12 protein-coding genes and 1 pseudogene are annotated in these 21,574 nt (G+C 59.4%); 9 read left to right on the forward strand and 4 right to left on the reverse strand.

Translation table 11 applies throughout. The features are described 5' to 3' along the window. Positions 1 to 7 precede the first annotated feature (7 nt). Both OH764_RS03105 and OH764_RS03110 read left to right on the forward strand, forming a co-directional pair. Positions 8 to 3,439 carry a glycosyltransferase gene (locus tag OH764_RS03105; protein WP_498847981.1) on the forward strand — a complete coding sequence of 1,144 codons (3,432 nt, stop codon included), beginning with the start codon at positions 8 to 10 and terminating at the stop codon, positions 3,437 to 3,439. A 2-nt stretch (positions 3,440 to 3,441) separates the two neighbouring features. Beyond that, a complete protein-coding gene (locus OH764_RS03110) occupies positions 3,442 to 5,382 on the forward strand; it encodes a glycosyltransferase family 9 protein (protein ID WP_498847982.1) in 1,941 nt (646 codons plus the stop codon). A 66-nt stretch (positions 5,383 to 5,448) separates the two neighbouring features. Here OH764_RS03110 and OH764_RS03115 read toward each other — a convergent pair whose 3' ends face one another. After that, entirely contained in the window at positions 5,449 to 6,624 is a 1,176-nt protein-coding gene (locus tag OH764_RS03115) for an acyltransferase family protein (protein ID WP_498847983.1), read from the reverse strand. Between the two features lie 843 nt (positions 6,625 to 7,467). Between OH764_RS03115 and OH764_RS03120 the strand changes: the two genes are divergently transcribed. Beyond that, a complete protein-coding gene (locus OH764_RS03120) occupies positions 7,468 to 8,319 on the forward strand; it encodes a hypothetical protein (protein ID WP_498847984.1) in 852 nt (283 codons plus the stop codon). 697 nt (positions 8,320 to 9,016) lie between these two features. Continuing rightward, positions 9,017 to 10,009, forward strand: coding sequence for an acyltransferase family protein (locus OH764_RS03125; RefSeq protein ID WP_498847985.1), 993 nt, complete (start codon positions 9,017 to 9,019; stop codon positions 10,007 to 10,009). A gap of 360 nt (positions 10,010 to 10,369) precedes the next feature. On the opposite strand, the pseudogene OH764_RS03130 reads toward OH764_RS03125, so the two are convergent. After that, positions 10,370 to 10,872 (reverse strand): annotated as a pseudogene (locus OH764_RS03130) (transposase); the annotation flags it as partial. Positions 10,873 to 11,302: 430 nt separating this feature from the next. Further along, entirely contained in the window at positions 11,303 to 12,457 is a 1,155-nt protein-coding gene (locus OH764_RS03135) for an AGE family epimerase/isomerase (RefSeq protein WP_498847986.1), read from the reverse strand. A 676-nt stretch (positions 12,458 to 13,133) separates the two neighbouring features. On the opposite strand from OH764_RS03135, the gene OH764_RS03140 reads away from it, so the two are divergent. The 5 genes from OH764_RS03140 to OH764_RS03160 all read left to right on the forward strand — a co-directional run bounded on the left by OH764_RS03140 (position 13,134) and on the right by OH764_RS03160 (position 18,376). Then, entirely contained in the window at positions 13,134 to 13,979 is an 846-nt protein-coding gene (locus tag OH764_RS03140) for a glycosyltransferase family 2 protein (protein WP_498847987.1), read from the forward strand. Next, complete coding sequence (locus tag OH764_RS03145; RefSeq protein WP_498847988.1) at positions 13,976 to 14,947, forward strand: UDP-glucose 4-epimerase family protein; 972 nt, start codon at positions 13,976 to 13,978, stop codon at positions 14,945 to 14,947. Before OH764_RS03140 ends, OH764_RS03145 begins: the two co-directional genes overlap by 4 nt. Next, positions 14,941 to 15,963 (forward strand): MraY family glycosyltransferase, encoded by a 1,023-nt coding sequence (locus tag OH764_RS03150; RefSeq protein WP_498847989.1) that lies wholly within the window; start codon positions 14,941 to 14,943, stop codon positions 15,961 to 15,963. Before OH764_RS03145 ends, OH764_RS03150 begins: the two co-directional genes overlap by 7 nt. A gap of 11 nt (positions 15,964 to 15,974) precedes the next feature. Further along, a complete protein-coding gene (locus tag OH764_RS03155; protein WP_498847990.1) occupies positions 15,975 to 17,858 on the forward strand; it encodes a polysaccharide biosynthesis protein in 1,884 nt (627 codons plus the stop codon). A gap of 296 nt (positions 17,859 to 18,154) precedes the next feature. Further along, complete coding sequence (locus tag OH764_RS03160) at positions 18,155 to 18,376, forward strand: IS1096 element passenger TnpR family protein (RefSeq protein WP_498847991.1); 222 nt, start codon at positions 18,155 to 18,157, stop codon at positions 18,374 to 18,376. Between the two features lie 1,215 nt (positions 18,377 to 19,591). On the opposite strand, the gene OH764_RS03165 is transcribed toward OH764_RS03160, so the two are convergent. Next, positions 19,592 to 20,608, reverse strand: coding sequence for a PRTRC system protein D (locus OH764_RS03165; RefSeq protein ID WP_498847992.1), 1,017 nt, complete (start codon positions 20,606 to 20,608; stop codon positions 19,592 to 19,594). Positions 20,609 to 21,574: the final 966 nt, after the last annotated feature.

A 21,574-nucleotide genomic window follows, 5' to 3' on the forward strand; every position in this document is an offset into this window, starting at 1 on the left:
AAGAGTTATGAAATTCACCGGCGAACGCTTTATCCCAGATCAGAAGGGCAACATCGAGCTCGAACACGTGCACCGGTATCTGTGTGCCGCTGAGCTTTGCAAAGGTAAGAACGTGCTGGATATCGCCTGCGGCGAAGGCTACGGCTCGTCGCTGCTCGCCCGCGGCGCGGCCTCTGTCATCGGCGTCGATATTGCCCAGGAAGCGATCGATCACGCGTCGCGCCATCACGCGGCTCCGAACCTTCAGTACCGGGTGGGCTCGGCGGCGAAAATGCCCGTCGATGACGCGTCGGTCGATGTCGTGGTGAGCTTCGAGACGATCGAGCATCACGATCAGCACGACGAAATGATCGCGGAAATCCGGCGCGTGCTGCGACCCGGCGGCCTGCTGATCATGTCGAGTCCCGATCGCGTGGTCTATTCCGACATCCCCGGCTTTCACAACGAATATCACGTCAAGGAATTGACCCGTGCCGAGTTCGAGGCCTTGGTGCGCGCTTCATTTACGCATGTCGCGATGTATGGACAACGCGTGGTCTACGCATCGGCGTTGCTGGCCGAGCACGACGGCCGCATCGAAAGCTTCCGCAAGTCGACGGACGGCGTCGAGCAATGCACCGGCTTGGTCGCACCGATGTATCTGATCGCCGTTGCATCCGATGGCGAGCTGCCCGCGCTGGCGTCCGGCGTGTTCGAGACCGACATCGGCGAGTCTGATGCCGTGGCTCAACTGAAGGCTACCATCGCCGCGCGCGACCACGAGATTTCCGAATTCCGCGAAGGCCGCACCGCGCTCGAAGCCGCGTTCCACCAAGTTCGAGGCGCCGAGGAAGAGGCCCGGGCTGCGTATGCGCGCACCGAACAAGCCCGCGCTCAGGCACAGGAAGCGCTTGAGGCGGCACGAGCGCATATTGAAGCGCAAGCGGCGCAACTCGAGCGTGCTAACTCCACGGCGAATTCGCTGCGCGGAGCGGCCCGCAAGCAGCAAATCGAGTTCGCGCGTTTGCAGGCCGAGAAGCAGGGACTCGAAGCTTCGCTCAACCGGCTCGGCGCCTCGGTCGAGCAGCTCAACACAGCCGTGCATGCTTATCGCGAGTCGTTCAGCTGGCGCATCACCGCGCCCGTCCGTGTGGCGAGCCGCGTGGCGCGGCGCGCACGCAGCGCCACGCGCGCGCTTTACCGCTTGATGACCTCCGCGGGCACGCCGGCGTTCATGCCCGTCCACGAAATGGAGTCGACAGGCGGCAATGATTTCATCTCGACGGGCGCCGATCCGCAGGTCGCCGTTGCGCCGCACTGGGCGGGATTGCGTGCGGGCTGGGCGGTCCTGACCGTCGATATGGATTCGAACGAGCCGAGCCTGAACCCGGTCCTTTACGCCTTCCACGGCGCCGACGGCGCGCAGGTTTCGTCGTATGCCATGCCAGGCTACGGCAAGGGGCGCGAGAAGCGCCTGATCGTACTGCCGCCGGACGTGCGTTCGCTGCGTTTCGATCCGACCGATCGTCGCGATGTCCGTTTCAGCCTGAAAGACGTGTCCGTGCGCAGCATCGGCCGGCTGGGTCTGTTGCGCTTGGGTTATGCGGCGCTGTCGCGGGCGCAACGCGCGCAGGTCTGGCGCGCGCTGGTGGGCGGAAAGCTGCGGCTCGCCAAGACGCTTGTGCGCTCAGGCATTGTCGGCAAGTACGACAAGGGCGAGTATCGCGCGTGGGTGGAGACCTACGACACGCTGACCGAACCGGATCTCGTGCGCCTGCGCGAACTAGGCGACGCGCTTGCGAACAAGCCGCTGATTTCCGTGGTGATGCCCGTCTATAACACGCGTCCGAAATATTTGCGCAAGGCGCTCGACAGCGTCATCGCGCAAACCTATCGTCACTGGGAGTTGTGCATCGCCGACGATGCCTCGCCGAATCCGGAAATCCGCGCGGTGCTGGAAGAATATATGCGCCAGGACGCGCGCATTCGCGTTGTGTTTCGCGAGAAGAACGGCCATATTTCGGCGTCGAGCAATTCGGCGCTAGAAATCGTCAAGGGCGAGTTCGTCGCGCTGATGGATCACGACGACGCCATTCCCGCGCATGCGCTCTTCATGGTGGCCGACGAAATCAATCGTCATCCGGACGTTGATCTCATCTACACGGACGAGGACAAGGTCGACGAGAATGACCAGCGTCACGATCCGCACTTCAAGACCGACTGGAATCGCGAGCTCTTCTACTCGCAGAATTTCATCGCGCACCTCGGCGTGTACCGGACGTCGATCGTGCGGCAGATCGGTGGTTTCCGCGCGGGCTTCGAAGGCAGTCAGGACTACGATTTCGCGCTGCGCTTCCTCAAGCACACGGATGGCCGGCGAATACGGCACATTCCTCACGTGCTGTATCACTGGCGCATTTTCCCAGGGGTGACAAGCTTCTCGACCGATAATCCCGATGCCTCGATCGACACCGCGCAGCGCGCGATGGTCGAGTATTTCGCAGATGTCGAACCGACGTCAGAAGTGGTCGGGATCGACAGCTTCCCGGGCTGGTGGCGTATCAAGCGCCAGCCGCCCGCCGAGCTGCCGCGCGTCTCGCTCATCGTGCCGACCCGCGACCGTCTGGGAGTGCTGCGCGCTGCAGTCGACGGGCTGATGCATGAAACGAATTACGAGAACCTCGAAATCATCGTGGTCGACAACGACAGCGAAGAAGCCAAAACGCTCGAGTATTTCAAGGAAATCAAGCGCGACACACGCGTGAAGGTGCTGCGCGTGCCGGGTGCCTTTAACTTCTCGGCTCTGAATAACGCGGCCGTGGCGGTTTCGACGGGTTCGGTGATCGGGTTCATCAACAACGATATCGAGATCATCCATCCCGACTGGTTATTGGAGATGGTCACACAACTGGCGCAGCCGAACGTCGGTGCGGTCGGCGCAAAGCTCTACTACGCCAACGATACGATCCAGCACGCCGGCGTCGTGCTCGGTCTGTACGGCGTGGCCGCGCACGGACATCGCCATTTCCCGCGCAATTCGATCGGTTACTTTGGCCGTCCGATGCTGGTGCAAAACATGACGGCAGTCACGGCGGCCTGCATGCTGGCGCGCAAGGATGTGTTCGAGCAGGTGGGCGGTTTCGATGAGATAAATCTGACGGTCGGCTATAACGACGTTGATCTGTGCCTGAAGATTCGCGAGGCCGGCTACGACATCGTCTATACGCCGTTCGCCGAGCTGTACCACCTTGAATCGATTTCGCGTGGCGCGAATCTTTCGGCGGCGCAGATCGAGCGCGATGCGCGCGAGCGTGCGTATATGCTGACGCGCTGGAGCGACGTGATCGCTCACGATCCGTTCTACAGTCCGAACCTCACGGTTACAGCGGAAAACTACGGCCTTGCCTTTCCTCCACGAGCGATGAAGTGTTGGAGAGCGACCGGTACGCAGGTGCAATAAACATGAAAGCTAGTGCAAAACGGGGATTGAAGCGGATCATCAGACGTACCGCACCGGGGCTTGCGGATCGCCTGAGTGTGGTGTTACGTGCGACGCGCGGCTCGGCGGTGCGCAACGCGGCGCGGTTTGGGAACCTGATAGCGCATGTACAGGACAGTCAGACGGCATTCGACGAGCGCGCGCACATCGCTGATGCCGATTTGAGCGCGCTCGCCGCCAATACGTCGATCGTCATCGTCGGCGTTGCGCCGTTCGACAACGTCTCGATCTTTGTCGATGAACTTCGCAAGGAAAAGCTGGACGTCGCCGAAATCGTCGTGGTCGATGCGACGGCCGAACAGCCGCGTCTCGTGGCGATCCGCGATCACGTTGCGTCGTGGCTGCGGCGCCTACCGCTCACGCGTTTCAAGGTGGCGACGTACACGCTGCAGGACGTGCGGTTCGCCGAGGCGTTCTCGCAAGGCTGGCGCGAGACGCAGCACGAGAACGTATGGATCGTGGGACGCTACGACGTACCGCTCGACGGCTGTTTCACGTATCTGCTCAAGACTGAGCTCGAGCAGAAGCGCCGCGCGGTGATCGTTTCGGGCGCCGTCGGCCCGGATGCGGCCCTGCGCTCGATTACTGTCGACCCAGCGCCGGTGCGTGCCCAGTCAGCCGAAGTCCTTGACGAGGAGCAGAGCGCCGCGTTGCTCGCGCGCGCTGTCACGGCTAACAAGCGCAAGACCGGGAAATTGCCGCCGACCGAGCCGGTGCGTGAGTTTTCCGAAGGGATATTCGGTGGCCCGCGCGCATTGCTGGCTGACGATTCCGGCCAATTGCTCGACACACGTTTCTTGGGCAATCTCGCAGTGACGGACTTCTCGCGAAGGCTGGCGGCGAGAGGCGTCAATATTGTGCGCAGCGGTTGTGCGTACTCACGCTCGATGCTGGCGAAATTGACTGATGCCGGCCCGTCCTGGGAAGCAATCTACGATTTGCGACGCATCGATTCCAACGCGGCATCTACCGTTTGCGACGAAAGCGAAGTGATCGAGATCGTGTGCCCGTTCCATCGCGGCGACATGGTCATCGCCGCTCAAGTGGCGGCTAGTGGGGCGGAGGCGGGCAAGCGCGTTCGGCTGCATGTCGCGGAGCCGCTTGTGTCGTGGGCGAAAGAGTTTCCGGGAATTCACGTCGAGTCGATCCCGGTGCCGGTTGCAGCGGCCGAAGACACCTATCGTGTGCTGCTGGACTCCTACCAGTATGTGTCGTTGCGCCCCGATGCGGTGCCGCGCGTCGCACGTTGCCATCCGGTCCGGAGCTTGTCGGACACAGGCCGCAATCTGGTCGAATACATGTTGGAAGAGGCAGGGCTGCCGCTGGAAACGCGCTTGCCCAATTTGCCGCCGACCAGCACGGATGCACAGCGTGTTCGCGCGCGAGAGATTGTCGGCGCCATTGGCGAACACGTCGTTTTCGTGCACCCGCTTGGCGGGTGGAGCCTGAAATCGATTCCTCCGCACATCATGGCCGGGCTGGCGGAAGAAGTGCATCGCGCCGGATTCAAGCTCATCCAGATTGGCGCGGCCAACGATCGCCGGGTCGCTCACACCGATGGCGCGATCCTCGAGAATTTCATGCCTTCGCAATGGAAGGAAATTTTTCCGCTCGGCCGCGCGCTGATCTGTGTCGATTCATGGACGTCGCATTTCGCCGCGATTCTGGACATTCCACAAATCTGCGTCTACGGCTCGACGCATCCGGATCACGTGAGCTCCAAACGCTGGTTCCGCAGCCAGACGAGTCCTTGCCTGAATCTCGGGCCTATCGTAAATTGCTCGCCGTGTAACTCGCTGACCTGCATTGCGTACCCCGACCGCGACTACTGCACGGGCTACACGGTCGACCGGCCCGCGTTGCAGGCGTTCTTCTCCATGTTGCCGGCCGTCAGCGAACATTGACGGCATGCTTCTGCAATCTTCGCCGTCGAGGCTGAGATTGCAGCCGCGTCGCAGTGCATTGCAGATTCAGAGTGCGGGCGATCGTTCTGCCTTCGTTGCGGCGCTGGAGAGGCGGATCGGCGGAAACTCGATGAGCCGATAGGTCAGCGTGGCGAGCAGCACCGTGATCGCAGCCACGCCGGCGCCGATGCCGAGATAGCTCGCGTGAGAGATCGACGCGATCGGTACAATGTGATTGACGAGCCGTGCAACCAGATAGAGCACCCAGTTGTGGAGCAAGTAGATGCTGTAGCTCAGCAGGCCGAGCAGGCGAGCTGCCTTGTTCGTCAGGATGCCGAGCAAACTGTTGCCGCCAGAAATCACAAGAAACGGCACAAACATCAACGCGGCGGCGCCAGGCGAGTAGATCAACGGTTGCCAGGTTACCACAGCAGCGATGCAGGTGATGAGCAGCGCGGTGCCGACCGTGCTTCGGCACAGGTTCTGAATGGCGGGAATGCGCACTGCCATCGCCGCCGCGCAACCCGCGACGAAGTACCATTCGACTTGACCCGGCGAAAAGAGGGCAATGCACGCACATACGCCCAGCGCGACCAGCCACGTTCCCCAACGAAGCGCGAGTGCGCCGATCATCGGTAACAAGAGATAGAACTTCCACTCGTAGATCAACGACCAGAAAACAGTATTGATGAGAGCCGTCTGGCTGAAGCCGTTGATCGGCGGCACGCCGGGGAACGTGAAAAGCAGCCATGACGTTATCTGCGCCGTTAACTCGGAAAGCGGCACGTTGAGATGGAAATGGCTCAGTGCCATGGCCGTGACCACCACGAGACCGGCGCTCACCAGATACATGGGAACGAGGCGGCGGACTCGATTCTGGTAGAAGCGCGCGGCATCGAAGCGCTCCTTCCTTTCAATTATTCGACCCCAGAAAAGGAAGGCCGTGATCATGAAAAACATTCCTACAGAGCCCCGACCAAGAAACGTGGTAAACCGCGACGGCGTCAATTCCCATTGGCCGGTCAGGAAGAAGTGGTGATTGATGTAGATGTGATGCAGCACGACGCCTATCGCGAGAAACCCGCGCAGACCATCGATTGCGTGAAAGCGCGACGACGCGATTTCACGATCGATCGCGCTTGTATAAAAGCCGGAAAAGCGATACACCAGCTGTGCGACGACGAGCGCAACAACGACTGAGAGTAAGGAGCCGAATGCGATATCAATTGACGTGAGCGGCATCTAGGTGAGGCTGAGGGGGATGGGAATTCGACAGGCGCTGCCAAAGCGCGATGCAGGAATGACGCTGCGACGGCCCGGCCCGCGGCCGCACATTCCCGCTCATGACAGAGCTGATGATTACGATGTCTTCGATTCTCTGCTGCGGACAGTCGCGCGTCGCGCTACGTAATTGTAACTTGTGGCCTAGGGTCGTGGACGACCACTTCGGCAATCCGAGGAGCACCTTTTCTAACTATGGACATTTCTATACCGTTACGAGTATTTGTAGTGCGACGCTTCAGAAATCGCCGCAGAATGCTAGATCTTTTGCGCCAGCCTCGCTACCATCCGCGCTGCATGCATCGAATCATATATTGTCTCAGCGCGTTGGCGGTGCGGTCGGCGCGGATTTAAAAAATGCGCGATTCCAACAACGAACAATTCGATCCCGACTTCTATCGCGGCTTGTACCCGGACTTGGCAAACATGTCAGCGGCCGAAGCGACGGATCACTATCGCGATCACGGCGCTCGGGAAGGGCGATATCCGAATCAAACGATCTACCTCGGCCAATTCGAGCCGAAGACGCCGGCTGAACCGGTTGCGCCGCCGTCCGAGCCGACGCCGGATCTTCCTCATGGTGCAAAAACGCACGCGCGGGAGACGCAAGTGAGCGATCGACCGGCCAGACATCATCTGCTCTTGGGGGGAACCGGTCGGGCGGGCACGACGTTCATGGTGCAGTACCTGAGCGCATGCGGCCTGGATACCCACAGTTCCCGGCATCCGAACGAACAACTGGAAGAGCACGCAAACGCTGGGCTCGAAGACTTGCCGACTGGCGATGATTCCGATCTTCCTTACGTGATCAAGACGCCATGGCTCTATGAGTTTATCGATCGCCTAGTCGAGCAAAAGGGCGTTGTCATCGATGCGGTGATCGTCGCAATGCGAGACATCGTCGAAGCTGCGACGAGCCGCGTGATGCTGGAAATGCGCGCCCGCCTCGCGAACGATGGGTTAACCGAAGAGCATACTCGTTGGGAGACGTGGGGAACGACTCCGGGCGGGCTGGTGTATTCGCTGAATCCCGTCGATCAGGCGCGGATTCTCGCGCTGGGCTTCCACCAAGTCATCCATACGCTGGTGAAGCACGACATTCCGATTGTTTTCTTGGATTTCCCGCGCTTTATCGAGGACGGCAACTACTTGTACGAGCAACTGAAGCCAGTGCTCGGCGACGGCTTCGCACGGGAAACGGCGCTCGCCGCCCACAGTTCGGTTGCGCGTGTCGACCTCGTGCGGGTTGGCGCGGAATTGGAAGGGGCCGCGGCGAGCGAAAAACGGGTCGGAGCGCCGATTTGTTTTCCCGCTCACGCGACCATCGATCGGACGACCCTGTTCCGTGAACTGAAGCGCATGAAAGGCGCACTTGAATCGGCTAGGACGCGCAGCCGAATGCTGGAAGAGGCGTTGCGTCGAGATCGCGAATTGAATATCCAGCTGAAGGACAAGGTCCAGAGCCTGAATGCACAACTGGAAACCGAGCGTCGGGCGATGCAGCTCGATCGTGCAAAGGACACCGAATTGCAGAGTCGCCTCGTCGCGGATCTGATCGAACGTCTCGACAGTTCAAACGACGAGCTCGACAGGATCGAACAATCGATTGCTTGGCGAGCGGTGAGGGCCGTTCAGCGCCTGTTTCGCCGGAATTGAGCGTTGGTCGCGTACCATCTACGTCCTCGTCATCTGTTCGATGCCCACTGACGCTAATGGCGTTCGAACGCACAGTGCATATGCCCGATAGGCGTAAGCGCCTGGCCATCCCGTCTTGAGTTGCGTTGAAGGTATTGGGAGCATCGTATCCACTTAAAATTGGACACGTGAACACTATCGAAGAAGAAGCACCACTTGGCCGTCGTCGACGCCGGCGCTATAGCGTTGAGTTCAAAGCCTAGGTGGTGGCGGCTTGCCAAGGCCCCGGGGTGTCGCTCGCGGCCATCGCATTGCACCAAAAGCTGAACGCGAATCTGCTGCGACGTTGGACAGAGCAGGCCGAAACGAACGATTGCGTGCTGGTGGCGCGGCGGCTATGCGGGCTGGTGCGCGGCCATTGAGCCGCACTTCAAACTCATGGGCACGGTCCATGAGCGAGTCGACAAATACTGGGCGGAGATGCAGCGGCAGCCGGAGAATGTTGCGGCGATTCAGCAGAGCCTGGTCGCCACGCTCAACGCCTCCCGATCCTCTGCGACCGATTCGAGGAACGCAGCATACGCGGCGTTCGGCGCTTCCGCGCAAGTGCTCCGTCGTCCGTTTGTCGATAAGTGCGGCGCCGGCGCCCGTCTGGGACCGATCGCGCACACGTAACGGATTGCGGTAGACTGCGCACCAAACATTACGGAATATGACGGTGCGTAATAACTTCAACCAGATAAGGTTTTGGCTGGCGACAGCCGTGGTCGGGTCACACTGCTATCCATTGCTAGGTTACGAGGAACCCAATTCTTGGGGTATGTCGGTCGGGGGGGCTGCGGTTATCTGGTTCTTCGTCATCAGTGGTTATTTGATCACTCAGAGCTGGATGCGAACACCGTCCATACCGTCGTTCATGGCGAACCGCGCCCTGCGCATCGCTCCAGCATGGATCATCTCTGCCGTCATCTCCTACTGGCTTTCTGCGCGCTTCAACGGCTACGACGTGAACAAGATCCATACAGTCAACGGGACATGGTGGACGCTTCCGTGGGAGATTGCATGCTACGCAGCGGTGATGGGACTCGGCTTTATCGGCGCACTAAATCGTGCCTCGTTCGCCGCCATCCTTGGTGGTGGCTGGATCGTCTACTTCGCTCATTGGCAGAGCGGATCTCCAACCCTTACCGTGGTTGGAACATTCTTTATGGTTTTCGCGATCGGCGGTTTCATCGCCATAAATGAAAAAGACCTTCGACTGGGTAGGACGGCTTTCTGGTGCGCCATTTGCATCGCACCGTTTCTGATTGAGCCGATGCGCACGTGGCTTTTCGCCGGTATCGGTAGCATTCCGTTCTATTGGGGTTTCGGCGCGCCTGATGTTCAGATAAGGCAAGTCGCAATGATGATTACCGTCCCGTTCATCGTCATTTATACCGCCAAGTACGCAAAGCCCTTGCCGTTTTGGCGCGCTGATTTATCGTACGGAATTTACGTTTATGGTTGGCCGGTGCAGCAGTCAGTAATTTACTGGACCAAGAAACACGGCATGCCGATCGACCACCCATACAGCCTGTTTGCGCTCACAATGGCGATCCTAATACCGCTGTCAGCACTTTCATGGTACCTGGTCGAGCAACCTGCCCTGAACCTGAAAAGATTCATCGTGCATCCACAGACGGACGTCGCGCAGAAAGCAAGCCGAGTTTAGAGCCCATATGGCTTTATTGAGACCGCTTTAACAATGGCGATGGGGCGGGGGGCTGCCGCCGGCGCGCTTCGGCGCCGTTGCACCTTCGCGGATAGAAGGCGCAGGACTCGATAAGCGTTTTGTCGGTCCATGAAGCCGTGCCGGCAAGGATGCGCATTGGGTGTTGACTGCATCACGGTCGCCAACCTGCCCGTAATCTACTGCGATATACTGTACATATATGCAGGTGCGACCGGCAAAGTCGCTATCGCGACTGTCTCGCCGATAGCATTTTAATCTCGGACGGGACCTGCTGTTCTACCGTAAGCGCGTCTTCATTACTGTGTAGATTTACTTGTTGAGTTTGGCTACTTTGGTGCCCACCAAACGAATGGTGGACGCTACCAGGTCCGTGTCGTCGATATACCGAGCGCGACGGCCATCCTGCCAGTCCGGGGAGCGGGCTTTCCTGACTGCTAAAGCAGAGCGCGCCACGCCGAGAACATCGCAGACCGTTTTCATTGGTCGTTCCCGGGCAGTAAGGGCGAGCGCGCAATCCAGTTTTTTGAGCGGCCATATTCGACTGCTTCCTTCAGTATCTCTGCCTCTTGCGTCTTCTTGCCCAGCAGACGCTGCAGTTCTCTGATTTCCTTCATTGCTGCGGCCAACTGCGAAGCCGGTACCACCGCTTCCCCAGCTTTCACCGCTACCAGGCTCCCGTCCTGATATTGCTTGCGCCACGCAAATACCTGATTTGGGCTCACCCCGTATCGCCGGGCAACCGCCGAGACCGTTGCGCCCGGTTCCATGGTCTCCCGGACGATAGAGACCCTTTCCTGGACCGAGCGCCGACGGCGACGCTCGGGCTCACTCGAAACTTCGATGCTTTCCACTATTTGCCTAGGCTTAAGACCAGTCACAAGACTCCCTCTTATTTTAAGAGGTGCCGCGTGTCCTGAGAATCAAGGGGCTACTCCACATCCTCACGCGCCTACCGACCCACAAGGCCAGCGAGATCTCTGCATTGCTGCCGCATCGCTGGCACCCGCCGCCCGTGACAGTCGCCTAGTGCAATTCGTCAAGACGGGTTTGCTGTGCGCTTACCGATAGGCATGTTGTTTCACTTATCGTTCATGACCTCGGTGCACTAAAGATGTGAGAGGCGTACTCGCACGCGCCCCGATCATGCGATACGCCCCATCGTTCAACTTCCACCGTGGTCCCCGGCGATCAACTTTTCACATCGGCCCCGTTACTCGTTTGAAGCCCCTTGTGTGAAGGGTACCGAGTCTGAGCCTATGAACGCCGTCTCCGTTAACGCTGGACGAAGTTTTGCCATTGTGTCGTTTCGCTCTTTCGCCTGTAGGCGGGCAACGCGTCGAAAGCGGTTGCAAGGTGATATGGTGTTGTTGATGGCATGTCCGCCCTGGCTGTTTCGCCCGTCGCAGTCTTGCATTCGATCCAGCCTTGTAAGCGCAGGAAGCGCTGCTGGAATAATTCCATTTGCCGCTGCAAGGTCGCACGAACAGACGGCTCTTCATGGATGGCAAGCGCCCTCAGATATTCTGTTTGCGCCCAGATGCGCTGGGTCGCGTCCTGAATGCGCCCTTCATCATCGAGCGACGCGGATACTCCTCCTGTGCGCTGATCTACACCGTTGCGTTGCGCGAAGCTGAAGGCTCGCGACACTGTCTCGGTTAGCCCGGAAGCTTCGAAGAGCGGGCGTGCTTGATTGACCAGCCAAAACCATTCGAACTGATGGCCCGGCTCTAGGCGATTGCCTTGCGTGCCGAGCGGAAATTCGGCTATGCAACCTGATCTCGCATGCACGAAGTGGCGCGACACGGCCCCGGCTACGCGTCGAAGCTGTACATCGAAAGCATGGTCGTCCGTCGCTTCGCGGGCGGCCAGCCACGCCTCGGTAAGATGCATCAATGGGTTCTGCGCCGGTACGCCGGTTATTTTTGAGAAGTCCGCGGTGAGTGCCGCGTTCAATAGGCCGTCGTCCGCGTCGAACTTCGCCTGTATCAGCTCTGACGTTCCATGCACGATTTCGAGAGCGTCCTGACTTCCGCAGCGCCGCGCATACTCGGCGCACGCAAAAACAACGAACGCGTGCGTGTACAGGTCTTTGGTGGTGTCTAGCGGTACACCTTGTGCGTCCACGCTGTAAAACCAGCCGCCGCGCTGCGTATCCCGGAACGTGCGTGTCAGAGAATCAAACAGAACATGCGCGTGAGCGGCATCTCCGGCTTGAGAGAACACGAAAAGTTGTCGCGCACAGGCCATTGCCCGATAGCGTTGGGGCGGCACGGGACGATGATCGTCATCAAGCGCCTCGAACGGCAATTTCAGAGCCGCATTGAACCCGGCCTCTCGCCACATTGGGAGAATGACGTTGCTGAAGTGATCTCGCAGTGCAACGGCGAGCGCGGACGTTGAGGCGGCGGTAGGGGGCGTGCTGAGCATAATCGGGGAGGTCTGATTTCGTTTTTCGCGAACGAGGCTCTTTCAGGCGAGGCTGTTCAGTGTTACTCGTCTAGAGAGACGTCAGTTTGCGGCGGTCGTGCGCCTACTGGGAGGCATATTACGATCTTAGGTAAGCAACAGCTACCTAGGTGTTGCGGCAGGCCCCAGTCGACCCTTCCAATCAGCGCCAGCGACAAAGACCGAGCAGTGGCGACCCCGGTATCAGCATAAACCGACAAGGGGGTACGCACTGCAATCGGCTTCGCAAAGCTCCAAAAACCACATGACCAAGCAAAGAGCAGCCCGCCTCAGGATAGACCGCAAATTGTACATGGTATCAAAAGCAGCCAGCGCGGCGGTGTGCGCAAGAACGTGAGGGGCTGCAGCGATCGCTCCATAAGGAGCGCGTTTGTAGCACCGGCCTCTTGCGGTAAGAAGGTGTCGATCGATGCGTTATCATTGGCCCTGTAAGTTGTCTCTTGTAAAGCCTAGTGCAATACGCTGATTCGTGAGCCGTACACGGCGCGCCCGGCTATCCGCCAATGATGCAGTCATACAGCCTCCAGCGGCAGCACACTGAAGAACATAGTCGCCGAGGCCCGAACGTTTGGTCCGAACTGCCGGGCCATGAGGGCCACAACGAGTGTGGTTTTCTGGACATGTAATTTCACCAAGCATGAAACATCAAGCCGCGCCGTCGTCCGAACCTAACGTGTTATCGATATCGATCGTCGTTTATCGACCGGACATTCAGCAATTGAACTCGACGCTCGCTGGCCTCAGCGCTGCATGTCATGCAGTGTATTCAAAGCGACCAGGACAAGTGATAGCGCTTTCTCTTATCGATAACGGGGGATTGTCTGAACGTTTGGCATCTCTAGATGAATTGAGGGCACGTGGTGTGGTCTGTACTGTCATTACCGGGCATGGCAACGTGGGTTACGGTCGCGGTCACAACCTCGCCATCCAACGGAGTAAAAGTCGGTACCACTTGATACTGAACCCGGACATCGATCTTGCGTCAGACTCCCTTCAGCAAGCGTTGGACTTTCTCGAGGCACAGCCGGAGGTGGGTCTTCTAACGCCTTGGATCGGCGACGAATCCGGCTGTCAACAGTTCCTGTGTCGGCGCTACCCCACAATGCTGGATTTATTCGTACGCGGTTTCATGCCTACTGCGCTGCAGCGATTGTTTTCGCGGCGCCTTGCACGCTACGAGATGCACGACCAGATTAATGACCGGGACGTCGTGTGGGACCCGCCCATCGTCAGCGGCTGTTTTATGCTGTTTCGCACTTCCGTGCTCAGGCAGCTGGCAGGCTTCGACTCACGGTATTTCCTCTATTTCGAGGATTACGACCTGAGTCTTCGCACGCACGCCGTAGCGCATGTTGCGTACGTGCCTAATGTACGCGTGCTTCATCACGGCGGTGGAGCATCGCGCAAAGGTTCCTCGCACATCCGCATGTTCATCTCTTCCGCCTACAAGTTCTTCAACCGCTTCGGCTGGAAGTGGCTGTGAGTCACGTACTCGTTACAGGAGCCTACGGGTTTGTCGGTCGCGCGCTGAGCCGCGTGTTACTCGACGCGGGGCACACCGTCACCGGCCTCGTCCGGCGCGGCGGGCACCTCGAGCAGGGTGTCAATGAGTGGATCGAACCCAGCGCGGACTTCGCGGCCATAGAAGCCGGGTGGTCAACTGCGCTCGCTGCAGATTGCATCGTTCATCTCGCGGCCCGTGTTCACGTGATGCGCGAAGTGTCGACAGATCCGGAGGCCGCCTTCCACGCCACCAATGTCGAAGGCACGCTTCGCGTTGCGCGAGCTGCCTCGCAGCATGGCGTTCGCCGTTTCGTCTTTGTCAGCAGTATCAAGGCAATTGCGGAAGCCGATAACGGGCGGCCTCTGACCGAAGACGATGCGCCAGCTCCTGAAGACCCCTACGGCCGCTCCAAACTTGCCGCCGAACAGGAGCTGGCCCGCTATGCTCGTGAGACGGGAATGGAGGTGGTGATTGTGCGCGCACCACTGGTCTATGGCCCCGGGGTGCGCGCGAACTTCCTGCGTCTGATGCAAGGCATAGGAAAAGGTATACCGCTGCCCCTCGGCGCGGTCCATGGACGACGCAGCCTCGTCTATGTCGAGAATCTTGCGGACGCACTGATGCGTTGCGCGACGGATCCGCGCGCGGCAGGCCAATGCTTCCATGTCGCCGACACGGACGCGCTTACCGTCGCCGAACTGTGCCGCGCGCTGGGCCGCCACTTGCACAAGCCGGCGCGGCTGCTTCCGATACCGGAGGAATGGCTACGTCTGGCCGGCCGACTGACAGGCCGTTCGGCTCAGGTGGATCGGTTGGTCGGCGCGTTGCAGGTGGATACGGCCCGAATTCGTTCGGTGTTGAACTGGACCCCGCCGTATTCCACCGACGAAGGGCTGGCCGCGACCGCCCGCTGGTATCGCACCACGCAAGGAGGCCGCGGGTGCTGACCTACCTTGCCACGTTGCCGGCCTGGGCGGCTGCGGCGCTGATCGCACTCACATCCGCTTGCACATGTGGAGCAATTCTCTGGACGTTGCTGCGCACCGGACTCGCCTGGCGTCTCGCCACGGATGTGCCCAACGACCGGTCGCTTCACAACGCGCCTACGCCGCGAGTCGGTGGCTGGGGCGTGGTCCCCGTCTGCGTCATTGCGACCTTGCTGCTCGCGCCAGGCCTTTGGTTCTCGGCGGTGGGCACTGCCTTCCTCGCGGCTGTCTCCCAGATCGACGACCGCCGAGGGCTGCCGGCGCGGGTCAGGTTTGCTGCGCACATGTTAGCCGTTGTCGGCCTGGTGTCTCTCTTCACCGCGAACGCGCCATGGTGGGGTTTGGCAATACTCGCCTTCCTGATGTTGTGGCTCGTGAATCTTTACAATTTCATGGATGGCGCGGACGGGCTGGCCGGGGGTATGGCCTTGTTCGGCTTCGCCGGCTACGCCGTGGCTGCTCTGCTAAGCGGCCATCCGGCGCCGGAACTGGCGTGGTCGTCCGTGGCCGTGTCCGGTGCAGCGCTGGGTTTCCTCTTTTTCAACTTTCATCCTGCCCGGATTTTTTTGGGCGATGCAGGCTCCATCTCCTTGGGCTTTCTGGCCGGGGCATTCGGCTACTGGGGCTGGCGCGGGGGCGTCTGGCCCATCTGGTTTCCCGCGATGGTGTTTGCGCCGTTCATCGCCGATGCGTCCGTGACACTCGCACGGCGCCTCCTGCGGGGTGAAAGATTTTGGCAACCGCACCGCGAGCACTACTATCAGCGTATGGTGCGAAGTGGAGTCGGCCACTCGAGGACAGCTCTGGTGTGGTATGTCGTCATGGCAACTGGCATAATGCTTGCTGTATTTGCTCTGGGCCGCGCTGCTATCGTTCAGTGGTGCATCGTCGCCGGTTGGCTGGTGGTTCTTTTTCTGGCGGGTGTGGTCGTCGATAGACGCTGGCGTCGGTTCCAATCAACACTGTCAGACAAGTAAGGATGCCGCTGATGTTAAGAAACAAGGCCACCTGGCTGTCTTTCAGCGCGTTCCTCTTCGATCTATGCGCGGTTGCCGGATCGTGGCTCATCGCGTATCTCCTCCGTTTCAACGGCTCGATCCCGGACGAATTCCGCACCGGCGCCCTGCGTTCCCTGCTGTGGGTGCTTCCGGTCTACGGCGTGATGTTCCGCATTTTCGGGCTGTACCGCGGCATGTGGGTATTCGCCAGCTTGCCCGATCTCGTTCGGATCTCGAAAGCCGTGATCGCCGGGGCGCTGATTGCCATGGTTGTCTCGGTGCTGGTACAACCTTCGCCGATCGTGCCGCGCTCGGTCCTCGTCGTATCGCCGCTCTTCCTGTTCCTGGCCATGGGCGGAACGCGAGCCCTCTACCGGGCGACCAAAGAGTTCTACCTTTACGGCGGCCTCGTCGCGCAAGGCAAGCCGGTCGTCGTGCTCGGCGCGGGAAACGCCGGTGCAAGCCTCGCGCGTGAATTGTCGCGCTCGAGCGAATGGCGTCTTGTCGGCCTATTGGACGACGATGTGTCCAAGCATGGACGCGAAATCTACGGTTACAAGGTTCTCGGTTCTATCAGCGAATTGCCGCGCATGGCCGAGGAGCTCAAAACCGAATATGCGATCATCGCTATCCCGTCGGCATCTGTGGACGTCCAGCGTCGGGTTGCCACGCTCTGTGTGCGCGCCGGCGTGCGCGCGCTCGTGCTGCCGGCATTGACCGCTGTCAGCCAAGGCCAGGCCTTCCTTTCCCGCGTCCGCCAGATCGATCTCGAAGACCTGCTCGGCCGTGACCCGGTCATGATCGACACCGACCACGTCGAAGCGCTCCTGAAAAACCGCGTCGTCATGGTCACCGGCGCGGGCGGCTCGATCGGCTCTGAATTGTGCCGGCAGATTCTGCGCTTCGGCCCGGTTCAACTGGTGGCGTTCGACATTTCCGAATTTTCCATCTACCGGCTCAATGAAGAGCTGACCGACAAGTATCCGGAAGTCTCCGTGGTGCCGATCATCGGCGACGCGAAGGACTCGCTGCTGCTCGATCAGGTCATGGCGCGCTACACGCCGCACATTGTTTTCCACGCCGCGGCCTACAAGCACGTGCCGCTCATGGAAGAGGTGAACGCGTGGCAGGCCGTGCGCAACAACGTGCTCGGCACCTATCGGGTGGCGCGCGCTGCGATCCGTCACGACGTCGCGCACTTCGTGCTGATTTCCACCGACAAGGCCGTCAACCCGACCAACGTGATGGGCGCAAGCAAGCGTCTCGCGGAGATGGTATGTTCATCGCTGCAACAGCAGGGCACGCGGCGCACGCAGTTCGAGACCGTGCGCTTCGGCAATGTACTCGGCAGCGCGGGCAGCGTGATTCCCAAGTTCCAGGAACAGATTGCGCGCGGTGGTCCCGTCACGGTCACGCATCCGGAAATCACGCGTTTCTTCATGACGATTCCCGAAGCGTCGCAGCTCGTGCTGCAAGCGTCGAGTATGGGCCACGGCGGCGAGATATTCATTCTCGACATGGGTAAGCCGGTCCGCATCGCCGATCTGGCGCACGATCTCATCCGTCTGTATGGCTTCACCGAAGAACAGATTCGCGTCGTCTACACGGGCCTGCGCCCCGGCGAAAAGCTCTACGAAGAACTGCTCGCCGACGACGAAACCACCACGCGCACGCCGCACCCGAAACTGCGCATCGCCAAGGCGCGCGAAGTTCCGGACAGCCTGATCGACAACCTGCTGCCGTGGCTGATGCAACACCGCGTGCCGACTGACGACGAGGTCCGCCGCGACCTGCGCCGTTGGGTCGCCGAATATCAGCCGGCCACCTCGACTGCACTGCGCAGCGTGCCTGCGGCGGCTAACCGAGCCTCATGAGCATCGAGCAGCGGTGTGCAAAGAGGATCTCTGACCGCCAAATCGATCGGGGAGCGGCTCCTGGGTGTGAGACATCGACGGTGATTGCACAGCGGCCGCCCGCCCATCAAATATTTTGAAATGTGTAGCAAATGGTATCTGGCATTATCGTCGGGGCGACAGGGCAACGAGATCGCCGGCATGGAAGCCGACGACGTTGACGCCGCCGCCGCTGACAAGGCTTGCATACTCCCCATACGGGGCTGTCGATAACGACGACATGCTCCACCTGTCCTCTGAAGACCCCAAAACGCAGGATGATCGCACGGCGCGGTAACGCTGGATTGTGTATCCCGGGACATCGGTTCGTCTATCAATATGGCCTAGACGATGACTGGCATTATGGCTCTCACCTTGAAGAGGGCATGCAAACGGACCACGAGCCCTACAGCGAAGCGTGGATCTGTGCCGGAGAACGGGCGTATCCACCCGAGGACGTCGGCGGCACTACCGATATCAAGAGATGTTGCGCGCTCTGAGCGTGGAGCGAGAGTCTGACGAAGCGAAGCGTTATTAAACGTGGCAGGGCGATGATTTTGCTGCCCAGTTTGACCGACGGGCTAACTCGACGCTGCTGCACATGGCGTGAACAGCTGCGGTGAAAAGTAGGCAAGCTTTAAGCCTTGCTCTGCGATACATCCAAGACCCAGTGGGGTTTAACTAGCGCCTACGGTTTTTCGAGGGTGTAACTCCTATTGGCCGCAGTAGCCTGTCGGCGTCCACACCCTACGTGCCGCGAGCGGCTCGCCACGTTTTTCCGATGCATCTCTAACCGCTTACGCAGTCGAGGGCTCCACGCTGCTCTTCGCGGGATTCGAGCATACTCGGATCCGGACACTCCTCGCCGCACTCGCACCTTGGGGCTGCCTTGACTTTTCAATGACGTCGGCAAGATGGGGTCACCTCAGCCGATCCCATTGAAACATGGACCCTTTGACGAAGCATTATTTCAAATCCAATAAAAATCAAGGACTACAGAGGAACGACACCTCGGCAACTTCTTGTCGCAAACTACCCGCGAGGCTCGCCGACTCAGAAATCGCTCATCTGGAAACCGTCGCGTCTTACTTGTTGAACACTGAATATCGAGAGCTGCCCGATTATTTGGGATCTGCATATTGGATTGCTCGCGCCGTATTGATCGGGGAGCAGTTCGAGCTTGTTTTACCTCAAGGGCAACGGCTAACCGCGTTGCTCGCGATGTTTAAGAGTCTAGCGCAATCGAGTCGGCGTACACCTGAAGAAGTGCGGTGGCGTGCGGCCAGTGATGCTGGCTGACCGGGATTTGCGTTTGTTGACTGCGGTGATTCGATCGTCACAGACAACCTGGCGCAATGCCGACCACGCTGAGGCGGTGGGGCTCTGCCGGCCTACGTCGTGACCACGTTGTCAACGGCACTCAAGAATTGGTAGACGGTGTATCAATTTGCAGGTGCCGATGACAACGTAGCTGGCGACCTTGGCGCGGAGAAGGAGGACGCTGCCAAGCAGCACCAGACTTTACTGCAAAAGACGATCGAGACGTGATAAATAATCGTGAATAATATTATCCCGTCAGGCGAAGTGAGTAGTCGTACTAATTGATGATCTGCACCGCTCGCGAAACAGGCGCGCCAATGACCTAACTCCTCTTTCTTGCGCCGTGAAGTAACCCGCTGCGCCCGTTAGTCCGGGAGCCACAGCGCCTCGCGAGTTCATGCAGACGTAGGCACAATTTTCCTTCCCGCGAGCAGGGCCTCGCCGATTAGAAGGAAGCCCTTCGCATTTGCGTGTGAGGGCGCGTCCAGGACGTCGATGCGTACCCGGGGAAAGGCGGCGCGCACCGCTGTCTCGTAGAGGCCTGCTCCGCCTCCTGTCAATACGATCGACCTCAACCTCGAAGGAGAGGGAGTGCGATCACGGATTATTTTCAACGCAGCGTTCACTACGGCTCGTGTGCTTTCAACCAACGGAGCGAGGTCGATACCCTTACCGTAGTGCAGAAGTGGCCTCTTATCGCTAAGGCATCTGCCAATGCGTTCCATATTGTCTACAGGGCAGCGCTCCTGGTTCGCGATCAGCGATCCAATGGTTCTATAGACCTGCCATGCACCGCCCCGGACGTGGCCCGAACATTGGTCGATTATCATATGGTCACAATACAGCAGCCAGCTAGTCTCGGAGTAGCCTACATCGATGAAGAGATGGCCGTGCTCCGGATCAAAGCGGCCATCGCCGGAATTGGAGAAGGTTCCGAGCGATCCGAGCAGCGGGGGAACGACCTCTACCGAGCGTACGTGGACCGGGCCTTGGCCAAAATCGAGAGCGCCTGTAAATGCATCGCGAAGATATCTGAAGTATTCCCCGGTGAGGTGGTACGGGAGGCCAAGCACCATGCATTCGATGTCGGTTACACCGGCGCGATATAGTGCTCCGCCGAGTAGCGCGGTGAACATGGGCGTCAAGCAGAAACTGTCAAATAACGTTCGCGTTAGGCTTGAACACGCTGACAACGACTCTACTTCGGGGCCGACTGCATAATGAGAGCCTTGCACCTCAATTAAAACAACGTTCAACCCGTCGGCCACGCGTTCTCTGGTTCGCGGTAACTCAAGATCAGGTACAAGAGGCGCGAGCGACGGGAAGCTCACGGTAGAAATATCGGATCCTGTACGCAGCGCACCTTTGGTGTGGCCGTAACCAATGTCGACGCCAAACGCTGATACTTTCATTAACCCTCCTCTTTAAGGGGAAATCCTGCTAATTTCGGAGGCTAAGTTGCACGGTGCTTCACAACCCGTTCACCGTTCACCGACTACCGTTGCCTGCCGTGCGTCGAAGTCAACCGTCTGTGTTCAATCAACTGTATCTGATCGGTCAGCCTGCCCTGCACGCAAATGGCGACATAATCGGCGCAGCTTTCAAGCAGAGCGGGGCGTTTACATGCGGGCGCTTTCCAGTTGTGTCCGTTCAATGAAGACTTGGCCAACGGTTTCAAATCGACGACGCTCCCCCTTGCCGGCGGGCTAACGACATGGGGCACCGGAAGTAATTATCCCGCGCGCGGGTGCCGGTTTGCCGTGTACGCAGCCGAAAGACAACGAAGGGGACCCATGACAATGTCTGAGAAGATCGGCTGACCACTCCGGTCCATCTCCTCGACCGTGCCCAGTCGACAGCCGTTTGGCGCATGCCTCGGTTTTGGCTGTAGGTCACTCAAATGTAGCGGTACCGTCAGCAGACTAACGGTAGGGGCAGCCACGCTGCTGTTACCGCATCCTATTGACTTCGTTTATTAAACGAGCTGAATTGCGAAATTCCTATTAATCGATCAACTGTACAGAATTCGCAAATCGGGAGCCGCGCACGCCCCGTCTTACACCGAAAAGGATCATGCTCCGCCGACGCAGCGTACCCGACAGTAGGCCCCAACGATGACGATTCGTACCGTGTTGACACTCTTGCAAAGCACACTTTCCTCGCCCGGCCAACTCGGTGAGCCGACGCGATGGAGCCGGCACCGGTACGCAAGACCAAGCCTGCGCGCAAGAAAAAGAGCCATGGAGAGTACCCCGCGTGACACCGTTACGTGAGCCAGCAGGCGGACACGGCAGTTGACGCCTCGAGACATCGCCTCCAGAATTGGCGTGCGGCGCAACCGCGCTGATGCTCCGTGCCGGCGTCTCGGCGCGATTTTC

The sequence above is a fragment of the Burkholderia sp. M6-3 genome, from assembly GCF_050858985.1.
Taxonomy (GTDB): domain Bacteria; phylum Pseudomonadota; class Gammaproteobacteria; order Burkholderiales; family Burkholderiaceae; genus Paraburkholderia; species Paraburkholderia caledonica.